This window comes from Microbacterium sp. LWH12-1.2, from assembly GCF_040675825.1.
Taxonomy (GTDB): Bacteria; Actinomycetota; Actinomycetes; order Actinomycetales; family Microbacteriaceae; genus Microbacterium.
The window spans coordinates 191,129-212,584 of the sequence record NZ_JBEGIJ010000001.1 but is presented as its reverse complement, the minus strand read 5'-3'; the positions used below and the strand labels follow the sequence as shown (position 1 = coordinate 212,584).

The window sequence follows — 21,456 nt, the reverse complement described above, 5'->3', positions numbered from 1 at the left end:
TAACAACGCTACTAGGCTGACGGCATGACTGCGAAGATCCGAGTTTCCACCGAGGCCGCCCCCGCTCCCGCGCACACCTTCTCGCAGGGCGTCCGCAAGGGCCCGATCGTGCAGATCTCCGGCCAGGGGCCCGTCGATCCGGTGACGAACGAGTACCTCTTCCCCGGCGACGTCGCCGCGCAGACCACCCGCACGCTGGAGAACGTCAAGGCGATCGTCGAAGCATCCGGTGCCACGTTCGACGACGTCGTGATGCTGCGCGTCTACCTCACCACGCGTGAGGATTTCCCGATCATGAACGAGGCTTACGGAGCCTTCGTCACCGCCCACTGCCCGAGCGGTGTGCTCCCGTCGCGCACGACCGTGATGACGGGACTCCCGCGCGAGGAGATGCTGGTCGAGATCGACGGTCTCGCCGTCATCGACTGACCGGGACGGCCGCAGCCGCCGCACGCCCCACCTTTATCTTTCCGTTACCTGCGATCCCGTATCATAGAGCGTTAGGACACGTTAGTGAACCGGGGGGTGATGTGCGTGACCGATGTGGTTTCTGCGTCCGAGGCGACGACCGACGCACACGATGAGGCTCCCGCTGCGACCGAAGTGCTCGCGCCGATCGATGGCGCGCCTGCGGAGGGCGGCACGCCGCCGCTCGCCTGGGCACCCGTCGAGCCGAAGCCGAAGAAGAAGCGGCTCGGTCTCTGGATCGGGCTCGGGCTCGGCGTCCTCGCGCTGGGCGCCGGTGCGGCTTCGGCCATCCTGATCGCCCCGGGCACGACGGTCGCCGGCATTCCCGTGGGCTGGTTGACGCCCGGCGCCGCCGCAGACGCCATCACCTCGCACCTCGCCGACACCGAAGTGACGCTCACCGGAGCCGGTGACGACACCGTTCTGACCGGTGCCGACCTCGGGGCGAGCATCGACGCCGCGGCCATGGCCGACAAGGCGTTCGCCGAGCACCCGATGTGGAATCTGGGGGCGTGGATGGGTGAACCCGTCGCCGCCGAGATCTCCCTCGATCCGGAGACTGCGGATCGAGCGCTCCGTGCTGCCGTTCCGACGAGCTTCGATGACCCGGTCAACGCCGGTGTGGTGTTCGACGCCGCGAGCGGAACATTCGTGATCGTGCCCGGCGAGGACGGCACCGCGATCGACGTCGACGATCTGACTGCTGCCATTGCCGACACGGTCGCCGACGGCGGCAAGACCCTGGAGTTCCCCGGCGGTCCGGCCGAAGCCCTCCCCGCCATCACGGACGACGATGCCACCACGACCGCCGGCACCCTGAACACGATGCTCGGCACCGTCGGCTTCTACGTCGGCGCCGAGCGCACCGTTCCGGTCGCGCCTGCCGTCGCCGCAAGCTGGTTGACGGTCGTCGACGACGATGGCCAGTTGCGCATCGACGCCGACCCGCAGACGATCCAGGCGACGATCGACACCCTTCCCGGTCTCGTGAATCGTGCGCCGACGAACGCCACGAAGGTCGTCGACTCCGACGGCAACGTGCTGCGCGAGGAGACGGCCGGTATCAACGGCCGCACGCTCGGCGACACCTCCGATGCGGCGGACAATTTCGCTGCACAACTCGAAGCCGGCGAAGGCGTCTTCGAGCTCGAGGTCGCCGAGGTCCCGTTCGAGACGACCAACTTGGTCCGGCACATCGACGTCAACCTCAGCTCGCAGCGCGCAACACTGTACGAGAACGGCGCGGTCGTGGAGTCCTGGCTGATCTCGTCCGGCCTGGACGCGACGCCCACTCCGACCGGCAACTTCACCGTGTTCGCACACACCGAGATCCAGGACATGGTCGGCGAGGACTACGTCACCAAGGATGTCCAGTGGAACACCTGGTTCGCGACGGACATCGCCTTCCATGGCGCCTATTGGCACAACAACTTCGGCAACCAGATGAGTCACGGCTGCGTGAACATGCCCGTGTCGGTCGCGAAGTACGTCTTCGACTGGGCACCCGTCGGAGTCAGCGTCGCCGTCCACTGGTAACGGCGCACCACAGCGGGGGTCGATCCTCCGAAGTGCTCACGCAGAAGGGGCCGGATGCTTTTCAGCATCCGGCCCCTTCTGCGTTCTCGGACTACGCGATCGCGTCGACGATGCCGTTCAGCGTCGCCGACGGGCGCATCACCGCGGTGACCTGCGCGTCGTCGGGGCGGTAGTAGCCGCCGATCTCGACGGGCTTCCCCTGCACGGCGATCAGCTCGGCGACGATCTTCTCCTCGTCAGCCGCCAATGCCGCCGCGACCGGGGCGAACGCCGCCGCGAGGTCGGCATCTTTGGTCTGTGCCGCCAGCTCCTGCGCCCAGTACAGGCCCAGGTAGAAGTGGCTGCCGCGGTTGTCGATCGTGCCCAGGGCGCGGCCGGGCGAACGGTCCTCCTCGAGGAAGGTGCCGGTCGCGGCATCCAGCGTCTCGGCCAGCACGCGCGCCTTCTCGTTGCCGGTCGTGTCGGCGAAGTGCTCGAGTGAGGCCGCCAGCGCGAAGAACTCGCCCAGCGAGTCCCAGCGCAGGTAGTTCTCCTCGACGAGCTGCTGCACGTGCTTGGGCGCGGATCCGCCTGCACCGGTCTCGAACAGGCCACCACCGGCGAGCAGCGGGACGATGCTCAGCATCTTCGCCGACGTGCCGACCTCGAGGATCGGGAACAGGTCGGTGAGGTAGTCGCGCAGCACGTTGCCGGAGACCGAGATGGTGTCGAGGCCGTGGCGCATACGCGCGAGCGTGTAGCGGGTGGCCTCCTCGGGAGCGAGGATCGTGAGCGTGAGGCCGTGCGTGTCAAGCAGCGCCAGGCCCTGGTGCACCTTCGCGATGATCTGCGCATCGTGCGAGCGGTTGGCATCCAGCCAGAACACGGCGGGGTCCCCGGTCGCCCTGGCGCGCGTCACAGCGAGCTTGACCCAGTCCATCACGGCGATGTGCTTCGTCTGCGTCGCGCGCCAGACGTCGCCTGCTTCGACCTCGTGCTCGATGAGGACCGTGCCCTCGCCGTCGCGGATCTGCACCCGGCCGGCGGACGCGATCTCGAACGTCTTGTCGTGGCTGCCGTACTCTTCGGCGGCCTGCGCCATGAGCCCGACGTTCGGCACGGTGCCGATGGTCGCCGGATCCAGCGGGCCGTTCGCGATGACGTCGTCGAGCACGGCCTGGTAGACGCCGGCATACGAGGAGTCGGGGATGACCGCGAGGGTGTCACCCTCGCCGCCGTCCACGCCCCACAGCTTGCCGCCGTTGCGCACCAGCGCCGGCATCGAGGCGTCGACGATCACGTCGCTCGGGACGTGCAGGTTGGTGGTGCCCTTGTCGGAGTTCACGTACGACAGGCGCGGACCCTCTGCGAGGGCCTTGTCGAACGCGGCCGCGATCTCCGCACCGTTGGCGACGCCGGCCAGACCGGCCAGGATCGACCCGAGGCCGTCGTTGGCGCTGAGGCCGGCGTCGGCGAGCTGGTCGCCGTACTGTGCGAACACATCCGCGAAGAACGCCTTCACGACGTGGCCGAAGATGATCGGGTCACTGACCTTCATCATCGTGGCCTTCAGGTGCACCGAGTAGAGCACATCGTCGGTCTTCGCCGTCTGCAGCGTCTCGGCGAGGAACGCGTCGAGGTGCTTGGCGGACATGAAGGTGGCGTCGATGATCTCGCGCGGGAGCACCTTCAGCCCCTCCTTCAGCACGGTCTCCGTGCCGTCGGCCGCGATGTGACGGATGCTGAGCACGTCGTCGTGGGCGGCGACCCAGGACTTCTCGTTCGACTTGAAGTCGTCGTGACCCATGGTCGCGACGCGGGTCTTCGACCCCTCGGCGAACGGCTTGTTGCGGTGCGGGTGCTTCTTGGCGTACTTCTTCACGGCGAGCGGCGCGCGTCGGTCGCTGTTGCCCTCGCGCAGCACCGGGTTGACCGCCGAGCCTTTGAGGCGGTCGTAGCGTGCACGGACGTCCTTCTCCTCGAGCGTCGTCGGCTCGTCCGGGAAGCTCGGGATGTCATATCCCTGCTGCTGGAGTTCGGCGATGGCCGCCTTCAGCTGCGGGATGGATGCCGAGATGTTCGGCAGCTTGATGATGTTCGCCTCGGGGAGCGTGGCGAGGCCGCCGAGCTCGGCGAGTGCATCGCTGACCTGCTGCTCTGGCGCCAGCTTCTGCGGGAACGCCGCGAGGATACGACCTCCCAGCGAGATGTCACGGGTTTCGACCTCGATGCCCGCCTGGCCGGTGAAGGCCTGGACGATGGGGAGGAAGGAGGCAGTGGCGAGAGCCGGCGCCTCGTCGGTATAGGTGTAGATGATGGCGTCGTCGGTCACCTGGTGGTTCTCCGTTCGCGAGGGCAAAATTGTCTCGATACCAAGATACCTGAGCCGTTGTCGCGCTCGTAATGTGCGGCGTTTGCGTGTGCACGTCGTCGGTAGGGGTTAGCCTGGGAGCATGTCCGAACTGCGCATGGTCGAACTCTCCGCTGCGACGATCGTCGCCGTGAACAACCTGTCGCTCAAGCCCGGACAGGAGCAGTTCCTCGCTCCGGTGTCCTACGGGATCGCAGCGACCGTCATCAACCCGCAGACCTCCTGGCAGCGCGTCGTCCTCGACCGCAACGAGGTCGTCGGCTTCGTGAGTGCGAACTTCGACCCGGATGCTCCCGAGGAGCACTTCCGCTCGGTGCTGTGGCGCATCAACGTCGACGCCGACGACCAGGGCCGGGGCGTCGGGCGCTTCGCCGTGGAGAGCCTGATCGAAGAGGCGCGCGAGCGCGGCGTCGCTCACGTCAACGTGATCTACGAAGCCGGCGACGGCGGCCCTGAGGCATTCTTCCACCGCGTCGGCTTCACGCCGGTGGGAGAGACCGAGTACGGCGAGGTCATCGCCGAGATCCGTCTCGCGAACTAGACCGGCGGCGGGGTCTCGGATCCCCTCCCCCACCGAGACCTCGTCGCCTTCCTTCGCGCTCGAGCGATGGATGGCCGCACGACCCGAGTGGCGCAGATCGACCAGAGTCAGTCCTGCTTGCCTGGGCGGTCGCGACCGGTCCAGGCAGCGAGGGCGGACGCCGCAGCACCAGCCGCACGGTCCAGAGCCTCGGCCGAACGGCTGAGCACGTCCTGAGCGGCGTCCTGCCAACCGGGCGTCGCCGGCGCCTCGCCGGCCTGCACCTTCGCGGCGTGTTCAGCCACGTCGAAGGCACGCTCGAGGTCGGCGACCGCGTCCCGGTACGCGGCGAACGCGGTCGGAGTGACCTTTCCGGTGGCGCCGCGGCGGAGTTCGCTCGCGTGTCCGGCCGCGCGCAGGTACGCTGCCGTCGCCGGCCGCTTGATGTCCGTCATCGCCGGGTACGCGATCTGCCGTGCGGCGTCGGTTTCGTACTGCATCCACCGTGCCGTCACCGCGTCGTGCGCGGCATGCAGCCGCTCCAGCGGACGAGGAGCGGATGCCGTGGGGATCGCCGCGCGTGCGGCAGCGAGCCGGGCCTGCCGTGCGCGCAACTCGGCCGCGGCGGTCTTGGCGTCGCGCTCCTTCTCTCGCAGCATCCGCTTCGCGCTGGCGACCTGCTCCGGAGTGGCCCGCTGCGCCGCCCTCTGGGCCGTGACGTGAGCGAGATCGGCCCGAGCGACCTTGACCGCCGAGCGCCCCTCAGCAGCGGTCTGCTTCGCGACCTTCAAGTCGTGGCGCGCGGCATCGTAGGCGAGGCGACGACCGCCGGAGCCACCCCGGCGACGCAGGCCGATCACGCCGACGGCTCCCGCTCCGGCGACTGTCGGCGCAATCCACCACCACTGGGTGAGCAGCAGCAAAGGATCCATGACTCGATGCTACCCACGAGCCGCACGGGGTTCGACGTCGGGCTCTGCCAGCGGATCCGCCAGCAGCGGCGCGAACGCGAGTTCCGCGGCGCCGATGAGCAATCGGTCATCTCCCAGCGCTGCAGGAAGGATCCTCACGTCGTCGGCCGGATCGGCCATGGCATGCACGCGCATCGCCGCGTCGAGCGCATCCGCGTCCGCCGACAGGAGCATGCTCAGGAACCCGCCGAGCACGATCATCGACGGGTTGAGCACGTTGACGGCGCTGGCGAGAGTGGATGCGAGGACACGACGTTGGCGGGAGAGTTCGCCGATCACGGCGGCGTCGGTCGCCGCAGCCAGCGCTTCTGCAAGGACCAGGTCGTCGGCGGCGGCGATGCCGAGCACGTCCAGCAGACGCGCTCTGGATACCTCGTCCTCGAGCACCCCGTCGCGGCTGCGCCGGTCGGCCGGATCCGCGATCACGGCTTTGTTCTGCCCCCATTCCCCCGCGTACCCTCCCGCTCCGCCGACCAGTCGACCGCCGATGATGAGCCCGCCGCCGATGCCGCTCGCCCCGCCGTTGAGATAGACGACGTCGTCGTTTCCGACGGCCGCACCGAAGAGATGCTCCGCCTTGGCCCCGAGACTCGCGTCGTTGCCGACGGCGACGGGCAGACCGGTCGCCGCCTGAACCAGGGTGCCGATCGATGCTTCCCGCCAGCCGAGGTGCGGCGCGTACCGCACCACCGCGTCCGTCGCGCGGACGAGGCCGGGCACCGCAACGCCGATGCCGACGACGCGGAGGCCGGCCAGTTCCCGGCTCCGCCACTCTCCGAGAATGCGCGCCACGGAACTCGCCGTATCCTCGGGGGTGATCAGGCGGTCGACGACTTCGCGTGCGCGAACGCGGACGAGTCCGTTCAAGCCGACGGCCGCCATCTCGATCGCGTCGATCTCGGGGTTGACCGCGATCGCCACGACGTCGTCACTCGCAGCGACCACGGGTGAGGGTCGACCAGCGCGTCGTGTCGGGTCGGGTTCGCGTTCGACGGCCAGACCGGCATCGACCAGGGCGCTGACGAGATCTGCGACGGTGGAGCGGTTCAGGCCGGTGGCCGCCGTGAGCCGCGCACGCGACTGCGGTCCACCTTCATGCACCAGTCGCAGCACCTCACCGAGGTTGCGTCGACGCACGCCCTCCACGCTTCTCGCGCCGTCTGCCACGGATGCCCCTCCCACCGGTTGCCTGTTCGGCCGGCCCGTTCAGCCTATCCTCGACCCCCGATCGCGACGGGCTGGACAAGGAGTCACGTGTGACATAAGTTGTTGTTGCCAACTTATTCGATCTTCCGCTGGAGCATCCCATGACAACCCCCACCCGCGACGACAAGTTCTCCTTCGGCCTGTGGACCGTCGGCTACAACGGTGCCGATCCCTTCGGCGGCCCGACCCGACCGGCGCTCGACGTCGTGCATGCCGTCGAGAAGCTCGCCGAGCTCGGCGCCTACGGCCTGACGTTCCACGATGACGACCTGTTCGCCTTCGGATCGACCGATGCCGAGCGGCAGACCCAGATCGACCGCTTGAAGGGGGCGCTGGCCGACACCGGTCTGATCGTTCCGATGGTGACCACCAACCTGTTCAGCGCCCCGGTCTTCAAGGACGGCGGCTTCACCTCGAACGACCGCGACGTGCGCCGCTTCGCCCTGCGCAAGGTCTTCCGCCAGCTCGACCTCGGCGCCGAGCTCGGGGCGAAGACCTTCGTGATGTGGGGCGGTCGCGAAGGCGCGGAGTACGACTCCGCCAAGGACGTGCGTGCCGCCCTCGAGCGCTACCGTGAGGCCGTCAACCTCCTCGGCGATTACGTCACCGACAAGGGCTACGACATCCGTTTCGCGATCGAGCCGAAGCCGAACGAGCCGCGCGGCGACATCCTGCTTCCGACGCTCGGACACGCGATCGCGTTCATCGACTCGCTCGAGCGCCCCGAGCTGGTCGGCGTGAACCCCGAAGTCGGTCACGAGCAGATGGCCGGGCTCAACTTCACCGCGGGCATCGCGCAGGCGCTGTTCCACGGCAAGCTCTTCCACATCGACCTCAACGGCCAGCGGGGCATCAAGTACGACCAGGACCTCGTCTTCGGCCACGGAGATTTGCACAACGCCTTCTCGCTCGTCGACCTTCTCGAGAACGGCGGACCCGGCGGCGTGCCCGCCTACGACGGCCCCCGTCACTTCGACTACAAGCCTTCGCGCACCGAAGACGAGAAGGGTGTCTGGGACTCGGCCGCCGCGAACATGCGCACGTACCTGCTGCTCAAGGAACGGGCGGCCGCATTCCGCGCCGACCCCGAGGTGCAGGAGGCTCTCGCCGCCGCCCGTGTCGACGAGCTGTCCGTGCCGACCCTCGCCCCCGGAGAGTCGTACGACGACTTCCTCGCAGACCGCACCGCCTACGAGGACTTCGACCCCGCGACGTACTTCGGAGGCAAGGGGTTCGGGTTCGTCCGCCTGCAGCAGCTCGCGACCGAGCACCTCCTCGGCGCCCGCTGAGTCCGGCGATGGCGCTCGTTCTCGGGGTCGACTCCTCGACCCAGTCCTGCAAGGTCGTCATCGTCGATTCCGAGACGGGTGCCGTCGTGCGCTCCGGCAGGGCCAGCCACCCCGATGGCACGTCCGTCGACCCCGAGGCGTGGTGGACGGCACTCCAGTCGGCGATCGCGGAGGCCGGAGGTCTTGAAGACATCGCGGCGTGGTCGATCGGTGGCCAGCAGCACGGCATGGTGGTGCTGGCCGCCGACGGCACCGTGATCCGCGATGCCCTGCTGTGGAACGACACCCGCTCTGCCGTAGCCGCAGCAGACCTGATCGCCGAGTTCGGCGCGCCGACGCTGGCCGCGCGAACGGGCCTCGTCCCGGTGGCGTCGTTCACGATCACCAAACTGCGCTGGCTGCGTGACAACGAGCCCGACAATGCGAAGCGTGTCGCCGCTGTCGCGCTTCCGCACGACTGGTTGACGTGGCGTCTGCGCGGCTTCGGCCCAGCGAACCCGGTGCTGGCCGAGCTCGTCACCGACCGATCCGACGCCTCGGGCACCGGATACTGGAACCCGGCGACGGGCGAGTACGACCGCGAGCTGCTGGTGGCCGCGCTCGGCCACGATGCCGTGCTGCCCCGCGTCCTGGCTGCCGATGACGCCGTCGCCGATGCGGACGGTCGTCAGGTCGGTCCCGGCGCCGGCGACAATGCGGCCGCCGCCCTGGGGCTGGATACTCGGCCTGGCGACGTCGTGGTCTCGATCGGGACCTCGGGGACGGTGTTCGCGATCAGCACTGAGCGCGTCGAGGACCCGACCGGCACGGTGGCTGGCTTCGCCGATGCCTCCGGGAGATTCCTTCCCCTCGTGGCGACGTTGAACGCGGCCAGAGTCCTCGATGCCACCGCCGCCCTCCTCGGAGTGTCGCTCGAGGAGTTCAGCGACCTCGCCCTGCGCGCATCACCGGGGGCGGACGGACTCAGCCTGCTGCCCTACTTCGAGGGCGAGCGCACCCCGAACCTGCCTGACGCGACGGCCTCGCTCTCCGGCATGACCCTGGCATCGACGACCCGCCCCAATCTGGCGCGGGCAGCCGTGGAGGGGATGCTGCGCGGACTCGGCGCGGGACTCGACGCGCTGCGCGACCTCGGCATCCCTCTTGAGCGCGCTCTGCTCATCGGAGGTGGGGCACAATCCGAAGCAGTGCGAAAGATCGCTCCCGAAGTGCTCGGCCTTCCGGTCGAGGTGCCGGAGATCGCGGAGTACGTGGCCCTCGGCGCCGCCCGCCAGGCCGCGCGACTGACCACGCGCGCCTAGCCCGGCACAGACGACAGGCCCGCACGATTCCTCGTGCGGGCCTGTCGTATGTGCGGCTCAGACCAGGGTCTCCTGCCACGCCGCGTGCAGCTGCGCGAACTTTCCGGTGCCGCCGATGAGGGCCGCAGGGGTGTCGTCCTCGATGATCCGCCCGTGCTCCATCACCAGTACCCGGTCGGCGATGGCGACCGTCGACAGGCGGTGCGCGATGATGATCGCGGTCCGGTCGGCGAGCAGCGTCTGCAGCGCATCCTGGATCAACCGCTCCGACGGGATGTCCAACGATGCCGTCGCCTCGTCGAGGATCAGCACTGCCGGATCGGCGAGGAAGGCGCGTGCGAACGAGATCAGCTGACGCTGCCCCGCCGACACCCGACCGCCGCGCTTGTTCACGTCGGTGCTGTACCCATCCGGGAGCGAGGAGATGAACTCATCCGCACCGACCGCGCGCGCGGCCGTCCGGATCTCGTCGAGCGTGGCATCCGGCTTGCCCAGTGCGATGTTGTCGGCGACCGTCCCGCTGAACAGGTAGGCCTCCTGGGTGACCATCACGATCGCGCGACGCAGGTCCTTCGGATGCAGCTTCCGCAGGTCCACGCCATCGAGGGTGACGCTGCCCAACGTCGGGTCATAGAACCGCGAGATGAGCTTCGCCAGCGTCGACTTGCCCGCGCCCGTGGTGCCCACGAGCGCGATCGTCTGCCCAGCGGGGATGTCGAGCGAGAAGTCCGGCAGGATCGTCTTCTCGCCGTTGTACCCGAACGTGACGTCCTCGAAGCGGATCGCGCCGCGCGACTCCCACAGGTCGACCGGCTTCTCGGGGTCCGGCACCGTCGGCTGCTCGTCGAGCACCCCGGACACCTTCTCCAGCGCTGCCGTCGCCGACTGGTAGGAGTTCAGGAACATCGCGATCTCCTGCATCGGCGCGAAGAAGTTCCGCACGTACAGCACAGCCGACAGCAGCACTCCGACGGTGAGCGCACCCGTGGAGACGCGGATGCCGCCCCAGAGCACGACCATGCCGAGAGTGAGTGCTGCGACGCCCATCAGCCCCGGTTCGAACGTGCCGAAGAGCAGCATCGAACGTCGGTTGATGTCGCGGTAGTCGCCGGCGACCTTCTGGAAGGTGACATCGTTGCGGGGCTCCTTGCGGAACGCCTTCACGGCGCGGATGCCCGTCATCGTCTCGACGAACTGCACGATCACCTTGGCGCTGATCACACGGGATTCCCGGTAGACGAGCTGCGAGCGCGAGTAGAACCAGCGCATCAGCATCATCAACGGGATGCCGGCGAGCGCGAGGATCACGCCCGACTGCCAGTCCCAGACGACGAGGGCGATGAAGGTGAACGCGCCGAAGAGGACGCCCGAGACGAGGTTGTTCAGGCCGCCGTCCAGGAGCTCTCGGATCGAGTCGAGGTCGCTGGTCTGCCGCGAGATGATGCGACCGGACGTGTACGACTCGTGGAACTCGAGGCTCAATCGCTGCGTGTGCAGGAAGATGCGCTTGCGCAGATCCAGCAGCACCGCCTGAGTGATCCTGGCAGCGATCATCACGTACCAGGCGATGAGCACGGCAGCGGCCGCACCTGCGAACAGGTACACGAAACCGATGACGAAGGTCGGCATCCAGTCCGCACGCTCGATCACCGCCGGCAGCGCCTGGTCGAGTCCGATACTGATCAGGATCGGACCTGCCACCTGCAACGCCGTCGAGATGACGAGCACAGCAGCGGCGAGGACGACCTGCGGTCGCAGCGGGCGGATCAACGACCCCAGCAGGCGCAGCGACCGCTGACGGATCGCCTTGCTCTCCTCGCGGGTGTAGTTCGAACGGTCTTCGTTCTGTGTTCCGGTGATTGCGGAGCTCATGCCTGCACCTCCTCTTCGATGGTCAGTTCTTCTTCGGGCAGATCATCCTCTTCGGATGCATCGGCCTCGTCTCGGATGATCGGGATGGCACCGGTGCGTGCGGCCTCTTCCGCTTCGAGGCTGGAGATCACGTGCCGGTAGTGGGAACTGGACCGCAGCAACTCGGAGTGCGTGCCGACCGCGGTGACCTTTCCTCGTTCGAGCAGCGCGACCCGATCGGCGAGCGCCACCGTCGACGGGCGGTGTGCGACGACCAGCGCCGTCGTCTCGGCGAGGACGTGTCGCAGGGCTTCCTCGACGAGCGCCTCGGTGTCGACGTCCAGCGCGGAGAGAGGATCGTCGAGCACGAGCACACGCGGGTTCGCCGCGACAGCGCGAGCGAGGGCGAGACGCTGACGCTGTCCGCCGGACAGGCTGAGGCCCTCCTCGCCGATGATCGTCTCCACGCCGTCAGGGAGTGCGTCGACGAAACCTGCCTGAGCGACATCCAGCGCCTCGCGCAGCACGCGTTCCGCCTCTTCGCTGTGCACGTCGAGCTCGGCACGGCCGAGCAGCACGTTCTCCCGCACGGATGCCGAGAACAAGGTCGCATCCTCGAAAGCCATCGCGATGTGCTGGCGCAGCTCGGCGAGTGTCAGGTCGCGCACGTCCACGCCGTCGAGCGTGACGCGCCCGCCGGTGACGTCGTAGAGGCGAGCCGGGAGCGTCGTCAGCGTCGTCTTGCCGCTGCCGGTGAGGCCGACGAGCGCCATCGTCTCGCCCGGACGCAGCACCAGGTCGATGCCGTCGAGCAGGTCGCGCTCGTGAGCTCCCGCATCCTGATACCGGAAGTGCGCGTTCTCGAACACCAGCTCACCGCGGGGGTTCGCGATGTGCACCGGGTTCTCCGGGTCGGTGATCGAGTTCGTCTCGGAGAAGATGTCGAAGACGCGGTCGGTTGCCGTACGGGCATCGAGCATGAACGAGAACAGGAAGCCGATCGACTCGATCGGCCAGCGCAGCACCGTCGCCATCGCGAAGAACGCGAACAGCTCGGGGAGATCGATGGCGCCCTGCGAGATCAGCCAGATACCCGTCATCAGGCTGAGACCGAACGCGATCTGCGGCATCAGGTCGAGCCAGAACCAGATCGAGGCGATGGCCCCGGCCTTGCTCATTTCGGTCTCGCGGAGCGTCTCGGCCTGACGGCTGAAGCGGCTGAGCGCGTGCTTGCCGCGTCCGAACGCCTTCAGCACCCGGATGCCGTGCACGCTCTCTTCGACGCTGGTCGCGAGGTCGCCTGCCTGGTCCTGGCTGCGTCGCGTGAGCGCGCCGTAGCGCTTCTCGAACAGGTACCCCCGGATCCAGAGCGGAATCGCCGTGACGAGGAAGATCGTTCCCAGCAACCAGTGCCAGCGGAACAGCAGCACGGCGCCGATGATGATCGTGAGCACGTTCACGACCAGCAGCACCAGGCCGAATGCCAACCAGCGGCGGATCAGACCGATGTCCTGCATCATGCGGCTGAGCAGCTGCCCTGACTGCCAGCGGTCGTGGAACGACACGGGCAGCGTCTGCAGCCGAGAGTAGAGGTCGGTCCGCATGCGGTACTCGACCTCGGTCGCCGGGTTCAGCACGAACCAGCGGCGCAGCCAGATCATGGCCGCTTCTCCGATGGCGAGGGCGAAAACCGCCACAGCGCCCCACGCGATGGCGCCGATCTCACCGGACTGGACAGGACCGCTGATGATCTGCTCGAGGACGAGCGGGATCATCAACGCGATGACGGCGGCAACGAGTGCACTGCCGGCACCGCCGACGAGTCGCCAGATGACCGGCTTCACGAACGGCTTGAGCCGCCAGAGTGCGGCGGGTGTGGAGAGGGTGGACGAAGGCGAAGTGTTCTGCGAAGAAGGCGAGGAAGACATGTCTCTCAGACGAGTTTCGTATGGAAAGCGGTTGCTGAAGGGGGCCGGAAGCGGAACGGGCTCTCAGAGCCGGGCATCCGACACAGAAGGCGCGGAGCGACCCGCGGCAGTTGGTCTAAGGAAGCAGGCGCACCGGGGTCGAGCCGAGAGCTGCGATCTGCGCGACGGCGATCGTGGTCATGGTGTCCTCCTCAGAGCTCGGCTGTGTCGTCCGGTCGGTGCGACAGCCCATCAGCCTATTGCTGGGAACCAGCTGATCGCAAGAGTCATTCCCGAATTTCCCGGTTCCGGTCGCGATCGGCGCTGCTTCCCGCATCGGCGGGCGGCCGCGATCGCCCGTTTGTCGCTCAGTCGCGGACGGTGGCTCCGAGCTCAGTGCGGAGGAACCGCTGCAGGTTGCCGCCGAGCACCGCAAGAATGTCAGCCTCTGCCCATCCGCGACGAAGGAGCGCCTCCGTCACCAGTGGGAACCCGGCCGGACCTTCCAGGCCAGGGAGGTATTCATCGGCGGGTACGCCTTCGATGGTCGTCTGCACGCAGCAGGGCGCCGTGGTGTCGTCGATCACTTCCTGAACGAAATCGGAGCCCATCCCGACGTGTTCGAGGCCCGCGACCGAGACCACGTGTTCGAAGTGGTCGACGAGAGTGTCGATCGCGTACTCGCTCTCGTGCAGGTACGGCGCGAAGAAGTTGATGCAGACCAGCCCGCCGCTCGCGGCGATCCCCGTGAGCTGCGAGTCGGTGAGGTTCCGATGGTGGTCGAACAGCGCTCTGGCGGATGAGTGGGTCGCCATCACCGGGCGGGTGGCGAGCTCGAGCACGTGGTCGACGCCACCTGCACCGAGGTGACTGACGTCGAAGATCATCCCGATCCGCTCCATCTCGGCGACGGCGCGGATACCCGATCGAGTGAGCCTACTGCCGGCGGCGTCCTCGCCGCTCCCATCAGCGAAGGCGCTTCGGCCGAAGTGCGCGACCGATCCCACCCGCACCCCGAGCCGGTGGACCGTCTCCAGCATCTCGACGTCATCGGCGATACCCGGCATGCCCTCCAGAGCCAGAACGAGCGCGATGCGTCCATCGGCGATCACCCGGTCGATATCGGCGCCCGTGAGGCACAGACCGACGGCATCGGCATTGCCCTCGGCGAGACGGTGCGCCGCCTCGATCATCCGCAGAGTGCGCCGCAGAGCGCCCTCCGGCCGATAGGCGTCGTCGATGAAGACCGGCAGGATCTGCAGATCCACGCCGCCCTCCTGCAGCTGCGGAAGCCATTGCGCGCGGAAGAAGTCCGACCACAGCTCCGACGGTCTGCTGGCGACGGCGCAGAGCAGATCGTTGTGCGCATCCGCGACGATCGCGCGGTGGTGCAGTTCCGTGGCCAGTTCGAGGGTCATACGTCCATTCTCCGATCAGCGCGGCCGGTATGCAGGTGCAACGCCCGGCCATGTCCGTCATCGCCGAGAAAAGCGATCGGCTGCTGCACCCCTCCTTCAGGTTCGACGGGGAGCAGGACGTCGTGATGCCACCCCACGAGCTCGGTCCGGTGCGGGAGGTCACCCAGCTCCGCGACGACGCCCTGGGGGATTCGATCGAGCCAGAGTCGGCCATCGTTCGAGCGGCTGATCTCGGTGATCGCCGTGCTGGACTCGTACCGTCCGACATATCGGTCGGCGTTCTGAGGCGCCGGGCCTGACGACACGGGAGCGGAACGCGGAGCGACTCCGACGAGCTCGCTCAGCACATGGTCGAGAATCGTCGCGAACACCGGATGCGGCGCACCGCCGTTCGCGAGCATCGCCACAGCGAGACCGAATTCCGGCACGAGTCGAAGCGATGCCGACTGGCCGATCGTGTTGCCATCGTGCCCGATCACGGCGTGGCCGTCTCGTTCGAAGAGTTCCCAGCCGAGCCCCCAGGCCACTCCCTGATCGATATCGGGGAGCCGGACCTGCTCGCGCTGCATATCGGCGACACTCGCCGATGAGAGGACTCGCTCTCCGTCACGCGCGACTCCGCCGCTCAGATGCAGCTGAGCGAAGGACAGCAGGTCGCGGGCGCTCATCGCAAGGACCGACCCCGCGGGGCTCCCCGAACGTTCCATGGACCAGACCGATGTCGGGGCGAAGACTCCGGTCGCGTCTTCCAGATGTCCGACGGCCGCCCGATGCAGGATGGCTTCCGCGGCGTTCACCGCGGCCTGCTCCAGCCCCAGGGGTGCCAGCAAGCGCTCACGAAGGACTTGGTCGTACGGATGGCCGCGGAGCACCTCGATGATGCGGCCGAGCGTGGAGAACCCGGCATTGTTGTATGAGAACATCTCGCCCGGCGCGAACAGCTGCGGGGTGTCGGCGAGAACCTCGACGTATCGCTCGAGGCAGTCATCCCCCGGGCCCGTGTCCACGAAGACATCACCCTCGAATCCGGAGGTGTGGCTGAGCAACTGCCGGATCGTGATCTGGTCGGAGGCGGCTTCGTCGGCGACCAGGAATCCGGGAAGCACGTCGCGCACTGTCGCGTCGAGGTCGAGCAGCCCCTCGTCCACGAGCTGCATCGCCAGCGTCGAGGTGAACACCTTCGTCACCGAACCGATCTGAAAAACCGAAGCACTCGTCGCCTCGACACCGGTCGCGAAACTGAGCGTTCCGGATGCCGATTCGATCACCTCGTCGCCCACCGCGATGGCCAGCGACAGCGCAGGAACCCGATGCTCGGCGAGGAGTTCAGGCACGCGTCGGTCGATCCAGGCCTCGATGTCTTCGAGCTGCCGCATCCGCCCTCCTCGGTCTCGGAACGGGACGAGCCTATGGCCGGGTCACGAGGAGGACTTGGTCGGATAGCACAACGACGGCGCGCTCGAATCGTCGCCCAGGCTCAACGTCCGACGGACTCCCTGGCCAGCAGCCGCTCCTTCACGTCGAGCCCCCAGGCGAATCCGCCGAGGCTGCCATCCGTGCGAAGCACCCGGTGACAGGGGACGAACAGCGCAGGGGCGTTCCGCGCGCAGATGGAGGCGGCCGCACGCACGGCCCGCGGGTTGTCCAGGGCTGCGGCGAAACCTGTGTAGGTCAGCGGCACTCCCGGATCGATGCGGCGCAGTGCCGCCCAGCCCGCGAGTTGCATCGCAGTCCCGATCTGTTTCACGGCGACGCCATCGATCGCGGACAGGTCGCCGGCGTAGTAGGCGAGCGTGGCCGCGGCGGCATCGGTGTCGCCCTCGCGGACATCTACCGGGCGTGCGACCGGGCTCAGTCGCTCGATGATCACCTGCTGGTCGGTCGTCCACCCGGAAGCGAGCACCCGCTGCCGGTCGTCGACGAGGATCGTGAACGGTCCGTCGGGGGTTTCCAGAGTCTGGATGAGGGCGGTCATGATGTCTCCTTCGAAGTCGTGGTCTTGGCAATGCGGCGGGCGGATGCGGGCCGCACCGGCGCCGCCCGCCAGAGGTGCGCGGTCAGGTAGCTCCGCCACGGCGCGGTGCGCTCGGTCCAGGCCGTGAGCGGAGCGGGGTCGCCGGGAAGTCCGGATGCCGCGGCACCGGCGCGCACCGCGACATCCCCCGGCAGGAACACATCCGGATCGCCGAGCACGCGCATCCGCACATAGTCGGCTGTCCACGGACCGATACCGGGCATGGCCATCAGAGCCCGCCGTTGCTCGACACCGTCGTCGCCGACGGTGAGGATGAGGGATCCGTCGGCGAGTGCCGCCGCTGCACCGGTGATCGCACGGATACGGGCCGCAGGCCCGCGGAGCACCTCGGCTCCATGGCCGGCGATCGCCGCCATCGTGGGGAAGAGCAGGCCACCATCGGGGGTGCGCTCCCCCAACGCATCCGCAAGTGCGGCCAGCGCCGTGCGTGCAGCCACCACGGTGATCTGCTGCCCGACCATCGCGCGGATGAGCATCTCGTGCGGATCGGCCGAGCCCGGAACGCGGATGCCGGGGGTTCGCGCGAGGAGCGGTGCGAGTTCGGGGTGCGCGGCGAGCGCCTCGTCGACGGCGAGCGGGTCGGCGTCGAGGTCGAAGATCCGCCGGACCGTGGCGACGAGCGGCGCGAGATCGGCGAGCTGGGTGACTCTGGCACGCAGGTGAAGACGCTCATCGGATTCTTGACGCACCTCGAACCAGGTCGGCCCGCCTGCCATGCGCAGGTGACGCGCGAACGAGGTCGCCGTCGCCTCCTCGACGCCCGGGAGCGCCCGCGCTGACATCCACGCGAAGACGCCGGCAGCATCCAAAGGTCCGCGGTACGGGAGGACGAGATCGATGGCCCCTGGCGCCTCGGCGCCGCTCACCTCCACGCTCGTTCCACCGGCCGCTGATCCGGCCGACGGGCGCCGCCGGGCTCTGAGCTCGCCCGGCGTGAGTCCGAAGACCTCGCGGATCGTGTCATTGCACTGGCGGATGCTGGCGAAACCGGCAGCGAACGCCACTTCCGAGATCGGCATGTCCGTGCCGACGAGGAGCATCCGCGCGGTGTGCGCGCGATGCGCCCTGGCGAGCGCAAGAGGACCGGCGCCGAGTTCGGTGCTGAGGAGCCTCGTCAAGTGCCTGCTCGAATAGCCGAGGCGAGCAGCGAGCCCGGGCACACCCTCGCGCTCGACATAGCCAGCGGCGATGAGGCGCATCGCCCGGGCTGCGGTGTCACCGCGCAGATTCCAGGCCGGCGAGCCGGGAGCGGCCTCCGGGAGGCATCTCTTGCAGGCTCGGAAGCCTGCCTCGTGGGCGGCGGCACTGGTGGGATAGAACGTGACGTTCTTCTGCATCGGGGTGCGTGCAGGGCAGCTCGGACGGCAGTAGATCCCCGTCGAGCGGACTGCGGTCACGAACTGCCCGTCGAAGCGGGTGTCGCGTGCACTGATCGCACGGTATCGCTCGTCGAAGTCGGTGATCGGGAAGCTCATGCCTCCACTCTGACACGCCTCACCGACGCCGGCTGGCGGAAATCGGACATCGCGGTGACGTCGGACTCCGGGCACCGGAGAGAACCGTCGCACCGGTCCGCACGAACTGCGGACAGGAGTCCCTGGTCCTGCGATGGCGCGCGCGCGATACTTGAGAAATCGGAGGGCGCTTGTCCGCTCTCGGGGAGAAGGAGCATCATGCGCGGATCTCGATGCCTTGCCGCTCTGGGCGCAGGAGCGGCGCTGCTCGTCTCCGGCTGTTCCGGCCCGGCGCCCACCACCCCGACGGCGACTCCGCAAGCGGGCTTCACAGCACAACGCGAATCGACCTGTGTCGTCGATCCCGAAGCCGTCGTCTCCGCTCGTCTGCCGAAGACCGCGACCGATCCGATGCCCACGGATCTGGCTTCCGAGATCGACGCTGCAGCGACGGCATCCTTCGCACTGGCCGCAGCTCCCGGCGCGATCGTGTTCGTGCAGACTCCCGAGGGCACGTTCAGCAAGGCGTACGGCATGGCCGACCCGACGACCGGCGCACCGATGGCGACGGATATGTATCAGCGCGTCGGTTCCGTCACCAAGACCTTCACAGTGACCGTGGTGCTGCAGCTCGCCGAAGAGGGGTTGCTCACCCTCGACGATCCCATCGGCACGTACATCGACGGGGTTCCCAACGGCGACCTCGTCACCCTGCGTCAGCTGTCCGACATGACCAGCGGGGTCGCCAGTTACACGTTCGATGAAACCTGGCTGCAGACGTTCATGAACGAACCGGACCGCGTGTGGAATCCGCAGGAGCTCGTCGACATCGGCACCTCACTCCCGCCACTGTTCGAACCGGGCGCGGAGTTCGATTACTCCAACACCAACACGGTGCTCCTCGGCCAGGTCATCGAGCAGGTGACCGGTCAGGACGTCGCGAGCGTGTTCGCCGAGCGGATCTTCGACCCGCTCGGGTTGTCTGCCACGTCGGATCCTGGTTCGTCCGCTGCGTTCCCCGAGCCGCATCCGCGCGGGTACACCCTCCAGTCCCCCACTGCCACTCCGGAGAACCCCACGGACACGACCGAGTGGAACCCCTCCTGGGGGTGGACGGCCGGTCAGTTGATCTCGAACGGGCAGGACATGCTCGTCTATGCCCGCGCGCTGGGGACGGGACAAGGCCTCCTGGATGCCGAGACGCAGATCGAGCGACTCACCTCATTCCCGGGCGCCGCCGGATACGGCCTCGGGATGGGATGCAGCAGCGGTTGGGTCGGTCACGCCGGAGAGCTGCCGGGATTCAACAGCTCCGTCTTCTACGACACGTCCAGCGACAGCACCGTGATCACGATGACCAACAGCGATATCGCGTCCGGGGACTGCGCGCAGTCACCGACACTCCTCGACAACCCGACGGGTGAGGTGTGTTCCAGCCCCGCGACACGGATGTTCGTGAGCATCTCCGAGGCTCTGGGCAACACTTTCGTCCCCGCTCCCAAGCAATGACCGCTGAAGAAGGTGCAATCATGCGCAGATCCTCCGTCATCGTCGCCGCCTCTGTGGCGGTCGCTGTCACCGTCCTCGCCGGGTGCACTGCGCCGGAGAGCCAGAAGACGAAGGTCGAGATCGGGGCCTCGCCCAACCAGGATGTTCTCGCCCTTCCCGATGGCAGCATCGACGCCGCGATCAAGAAGCTGCCCGACGTCGTGAGATCGGCCATGGAGCGAAGCGGCGTGCCGGGCATCGCCGTGTCGGTCGTGCACGGCGACGAGACGGTCTTCGCCGAGGGCTACGGCGTGCGGAAGAAGGGCGAGGACGCCGAGGTCGATGCCGACACGGTGTTCCAGATCGCGTCGCTGTCGAAACCGGTGGGTGCGACGGTCGTTGCGACGCAGGTGTCGCAAGGTGTTGTGGACTGGACGAGTCCGGTCGCTCAGTCCCTGCCCGGATTCGCGCTGGCGGATCCGTGGATCACCGAGCACGCGACCATCGGCGACTTCTACGCGCATCGCACCGGGTTGCCGTTCGCCGCCGGAGATCTGCTGGAGGACATCGGATACGACCGCACCTACGTGCTCGATCACCTCGCACTGCAGCCCCTCGCCCCGTTCCGCGCGAGCTACGCCTACGCGAACTTCGGCATCACGGTCGGCGCGGAGGCGGTCGCCACGGCCGCCGGCACCGACTGGGCGACGCTCTCCGAGGAACAGCTCTACGACCCGCTGGGGATGGAGGCCACCAGTTCGCGGTATGAGGATTTTCTCGCGCAGGACAACCGCGCCAGCCTGCACGCCATGGTGGGCGAAGGCGAATTCGAACCGCGCTTCGAACGCGACCCCGATGCGCAGTCGCCTGCCGGCGGTGTCTCGTCGAGCGTGAACGACTTGGCTCAATGGATGCGACTCGTCCTCGCCGGTGGTACCTATGCGGGTGCGGAGCTGATCGCAGAAGCGGCGCTGCTGCCCGCCCTCAGTCCGCAGAACGTCTCGGCACCACCGCACGCGCTGGACCAGCGCGCAGGCCAGTACGGCTACGGCTTCGGGGTGGGGATGCAGCCGAGCGGCCGGGTGACCCTGAGCCACTCCGGAGCCTTCATCCTCGGTGCAGCGACGAACGTTCAGATGTTGCCGTCGGCAGACCTCGGGATCGTGGTGCTGACCAACGGCGCTCCGATCGGCGTTCCGGAGGCGATTGCCGCCGAGTTCGTCGACCTGGTGCAGTTCGGCTACAGCACGCGCGACTGGCTGGGTGACTACGGGCAGGCCATGGCGGGGTATCACCAACCCGCCGGCGATCTCACCGGCGAGACCCCGCCCGCGAATCCTGCGCCGGCCCAGCCCCTGTCCGCGTACGCCGGCACGTACGCCAACGACTACTACGGCGCAGCGGTCGTCTCCGAGGAGGACGGCATGCTCACACTCGCCGTGGGGCCCGACGGCGGTTCCACCGCGCAGCTCGACCCCTGGGACGGCGACACCTTCGCTTTCATACCGCTCGGCGAGAACGCACCGGCGGGATCGCTGTCTTCGGCGGTGTTCACGATCGCCGGCGGCGCCGCCACCTCGATGACCCTCGACTTCTTCAATGCGGAGCCCGGGCTCCTCGGAACCTGGACGCGGGTACCGTGAGACTTCCCCCGAAGTCGGG

The 21,456-nt window shown here is 67.9% G+C and carries 16 protein-coding genes; 7 read left to right on the top strand and 9 right to left on the bottom strand.

Annotated features, from left to right (window positions below):
* Positions 1 to 24: 24 nt before the first annotated feature.
* Both MRBLWH12_RS00940 and MRBLWH12_RS00935 read left to right on the top strand, forming a co-directional pair.
* Complete coding sequence (locus MRBLWH12_RS00940) at positions 25 to 429, top strand: RidA family protein (RefSeq protein WP_363545078.1); 405 nt, start codon at positions 25 to 27, stop codon at positions 427 to 429.
* A 99-nt stretch (positions 430 to 528) separates the two neighbouring features.
* Positions 529 to 2,004, top strand: a complete 1,476-nt coding sequence (locus tag MRBLWH12_RS00935; protein ID WP_363545075.1) for a L,D-transpeptidase family protein — start codon at positions 529 to 531, stop codon at positions 2,002 to 2,004.
* Positions 2,005 to 2,095: 91 nt separating this feature from the next.
* Here the strand turns inward: MRBLWH12_RS00935 and MRBLWH12_RS00930 are convergent, their stop codons facing one another.
* Positions 2,096 to 4,315: an NADP-dependent isocitrate dehydrogenase gene (locus tag MRBLWH12_RS00930; RefSeq protein ID WP_363545073.1), complete on the bottom strand. Its 2,220-nt coding sequence runs from the start codon at positions 4,313 to 4,315 to the stop codon at positions 2,096 to 2,098.
* 121 nt (positions 4,316 to 4,436) lie between these two features.
* On the opposite strand from MRBLWH12_RS00930, the gene MRBLWH12_RS00925 reads away from it, so the two are divergent.
* Positions 4,437 to 4,895 carry a GNAT family N-acetyltransferase gene (locus MRBLWH12_RS00925; RefSeq protein WP_341975601.1) on the top strand — a complete coding sequence of 153 codons (459 nt, stop codon included), beginning with the start codon at positions 4,437 to 4,439 and terminating at the stop codon, positions 4,893 to 4,895.
* Positions 4,896 to 5,002: 107 nt separating this feature from the next.
* Here MRBLWH12_RS00925 and MRBLWH12_RS00920 read toward each other — a convergent pair whose 3' ends face one another.
* Together MRBLWH12_RS00920 and MRBLWH12_RS00915 are read right to left on the bottom strand one after the other, a co-directional pair.
* Positions 5,003 to 5,806, bottom strand: a complete 804-nt coding sequence (locus tag MRBLWH12_RS00920; RefSeq protein WP_363545070.1) for a hypothetical protein — start codon at positions 5,804 to 5,806, stop codon at positions 5,003 to 5,005.
* A gap of 9 nt (positions 5,807 to 5,815) precedes the next feature.
* Positions 5,816 to 6,982, bottom strand: coding sequence for an ROK family transcriptional regulator (locus MRBLWH12_RS00915; RefSeq protein ID WP_363545067.1), 1,167 nt, complete (start codon positions 6,980 to 6,982; stop codon positions 5,816 to 5,818).
* Between the two features lie 170 nt (positions 6,983 to 7,152).
* On the opposite strand from MRBLWH12_RS00915, the gene xylA reads away from it, so the two are divergent.
* The gene (gene xylA, locus MRBLWH12_RS00910) at positions 7,153 to 8,340 is read left to right on the top strand and encodes a xylose isomerase (protein WP_363545064.1); all 1,188 of its coding nucleotides are present in this window, start codon (positions 7,153 to 7,155) and stop codon (positions 8,338 to 8,340) included.
* Between the two features lie 8 nt (positions 8,341 to 8,348).
* Complete coding sequence (gene xylB, locus MRBLWH12_RS00905) at positions 8,349 to 9,641, top strand: xylulokinase (protein ID WP_363545061.1); 1,293 nt, start codon at positions 8,349 to 8,351, stop codon at positions 9,639 to 9,641.
* A gap of 57 nt (positions 9,642 to 9,698) precedes the next feature.
* Here the strand turns inward: xylB and MRBLWH12_RS00900 are convergent, their stop codons facing one another.
* The 6 genes from MRBLWH12_RS00900 to MRBLWH12_RS00875 all read right to left on the bottom strand — a co-directional run bounded on the left by MRBLWH12_RS00900 (position 9,699) and on the right by MRBLWH12_RS00875 (position 18,327).
* Entirely contained in the window at positions 9,699 to 11,513 is a 1,815-nt protein-coding gene (locus tag MRBLWH12_RS00900) for an ABC transporter ATP-binding protein (RefSeq protein WP_341975606.1), read from the bottom strand.
* Positions 11,510 to 13,420, bottom strand: a complete 1,911-nt coding sequence (locus tag MRBLWH12_RS00895; protein WP_363545058.1) for an ABC transporter ATP-binding protein — start codon at positions 13,418 to 13,420, stop codon at positions 11,510 to 11,512. Before MRBLWH12_RS00895 ends, MRBLWH12_RS00900 begins: the two co-directional genes overlap by 4 nt.
* A 347-nt stretch (positions 13,421 to 13,767) precedes the next feature.
* Complete coding sequence (locus MRBLWH12_RS00890) at positions 13,768 to 14,817, bottom strand: dipeptidase (protein ID WP_363545055.1); 1,050 nt, start codon at positions 14,815 to 14,817, stop codon at positions 13,768 to 13,770.
* A complete protein-coding gene (locus MRBLWH12_RS00885; protein ID WP_363545053.1) occupies positions 14,814 to 16,193 on the bottom strand; it encodes a serine hydrolase in 1,380 nt (459 codons plus the stop codon). Before MRBLWH12_RS00885 ends, MRBLWH12_RS00890 begins: the two co-directional genes overlap by 4 nt.
* Before the next feature lie 101 nt (positions 16,194 to 16,294).
* Entirely contained in the window at positions 16,295 to 16,792 is a 498-nt protein-coding gene (locus tag MRBLWH12_RS00880) for a methylated-DNA--[protein]-cysteine S-methyltransferase (RefSeq protein ID WP_363545050.1), read from the bottom strand.
* Positions 16,789 to 18,327 (bottom strand): DNA-3-methyladenine glycosylase 2 family protein, encoded by a 1,539-nt coding sequence (locus MRBLWH12_RS00875; RefSeq protein ID WP_363545048.1) that lies wholly within the window; start codon positions 18,325 to 18,327, stop codon positions 16,789 to 16,791. The genes MRBLWH12_RS00880 and MRBLWH12_RS00875 overlap by 4 nt, the downstream gene beginning before the upstream one ends.
* A gap of 198 nt (positions 18,328 to 18,525) precedes the next feature.
* Here MRBLWH12_RS00875 and MRBLWH12_RS00870 point away from each other — a divergent pair, with 198 nt between their 5' ends.
* Both MRBLWH12_RS00870 and MRBLWH12_RS00865 read left to right on the top strand, forming a co-directional pair.
* Entirely contained in the window at positions 18,526 to 19,815 is a 1,290-nt protein-coding gene (locus MRBLWH12_RS00870; protein WP_363545045.1) for a serine hydrolase domain-containing protein, read from the top strand.
* 20 nt (positions 19,816 to 19,835) lie between these two features.
* Positions 19,836 to 21,437 carry a serine hydrolase gene (locus MRBLWH12_RS00865; RefSeq protein WP_363545042.1) on the top strand — a complete coding sequence of 534 codons (1,602 nt, stop codon included), beginning with the start codon at positions 19,836 to 19,838 and terminating at the stop codon, positions 21,435 to 21,437.
* The last annotated feature ends 19 nt before the right edge of the window (positions 21,438 to 21,456 follow it).

Bases quoted from the DNA above. Each gene is read 5' to 3' on its own strand.
- MRBLWH12_RS00940 (WP_363545078.1), top strand. From the start codon at position 25: ATGACTGCGAAGATCCGAGTTTCCACCGAGGCCGCCCCCGCTCCCGCG.
- MRBLWH12_RS00935 (WP_363545075.1), top strand. From the start codon at position 529: ATGTGCGTGACCGATGTGGTTTCTGCGTCCGAGGCGACGACCGACGCA.
- MRBLWH12_RS00925 (WP_341975601.1), top strand. From the start codon at position 4,437: ATGTCCGAACTGCGCATGGTCGAACTCTCCGCTGCGACGATCGTCGCC.
- MRBLWH12_RS00920 (WP_363545070.1), bottom strand. From the start codon at position 5,806: ATGGATCCTTTGCTGCTGCTCACCCAGTGGTGGTGGATTGCGCCGACA.
- xylA (WP_363545064.1), top strand. From the start codon at position 7,153: ATGACAACCCCCACCCGCGACGACAAGTTCTCCTTCGGCCTGTGGACC.
- xylB (WP_363545061.1), top strand. From the start codon at position 8,349: ATGGCGCTCGTTCTCGGGGTCGACTCCTCGACCCAGTCCTGCAAGGTC.
- MRBLWH12_RS00900 (WP_341975606.1), bottom strand. From the start codon at position 11,513: ATGAGCTCCGCAATCACCGGAACACAGAACGAAGACCGTTCGAACTAC.
- MRBLWH12_RS00895 (WP_363545058.1), bottom strand. From the start codon at position 13,420: ATGTCTTCCTCGCCTTCTTCGCAGAACACTTCGCCTTCGTCCACCCTC.
- MRBLWH12_RS00890 (WP_363545055.1), bottom strand. From the start codon at position 14,817: ATGACCCTCGAACTGGCCACGGAACTGCACCACCGCGCGATCGTCGCG.
- MRBLWH12_RS00885 (WP_363545053.1), bottom strand. From the start codon at position 16,193: ATGCGGCAGCTCGAAGACATCGAGGCCTGGATCGACCGACGCGTGCCT.
- MRBLWH12_RS00880 (WP_363545050.1), bottom strand. From the start codon at position 16,792: ATGACCGCCCTCATCCAGACTCTGGAAACCCCCGACGGACCGTTCACG.
- MRBLWH12_RS00875 (WP_363545048.1), bottom strand. From the start codon at position 18,327: ATGAGCTTCCCGATCACCGACTTCGACGAGCGATACCGTGCGATCAGT.
- MRBLWH12_RS00870 (WP_363545045.1), top strand. From the start codon at position 18,526: ATGCGCGGATCTCGATGCCTTGCCGCTCTGGGCGCAGGAGCGGCGCTG.
- MRBLWH12_RS00865 (WP_363545042.1), top strand. From the start codon at position 19,836: ATGCGCAGATCCTCCGTCATCGTCGCCGCCTCTGTGGCGGTCGCTGTC.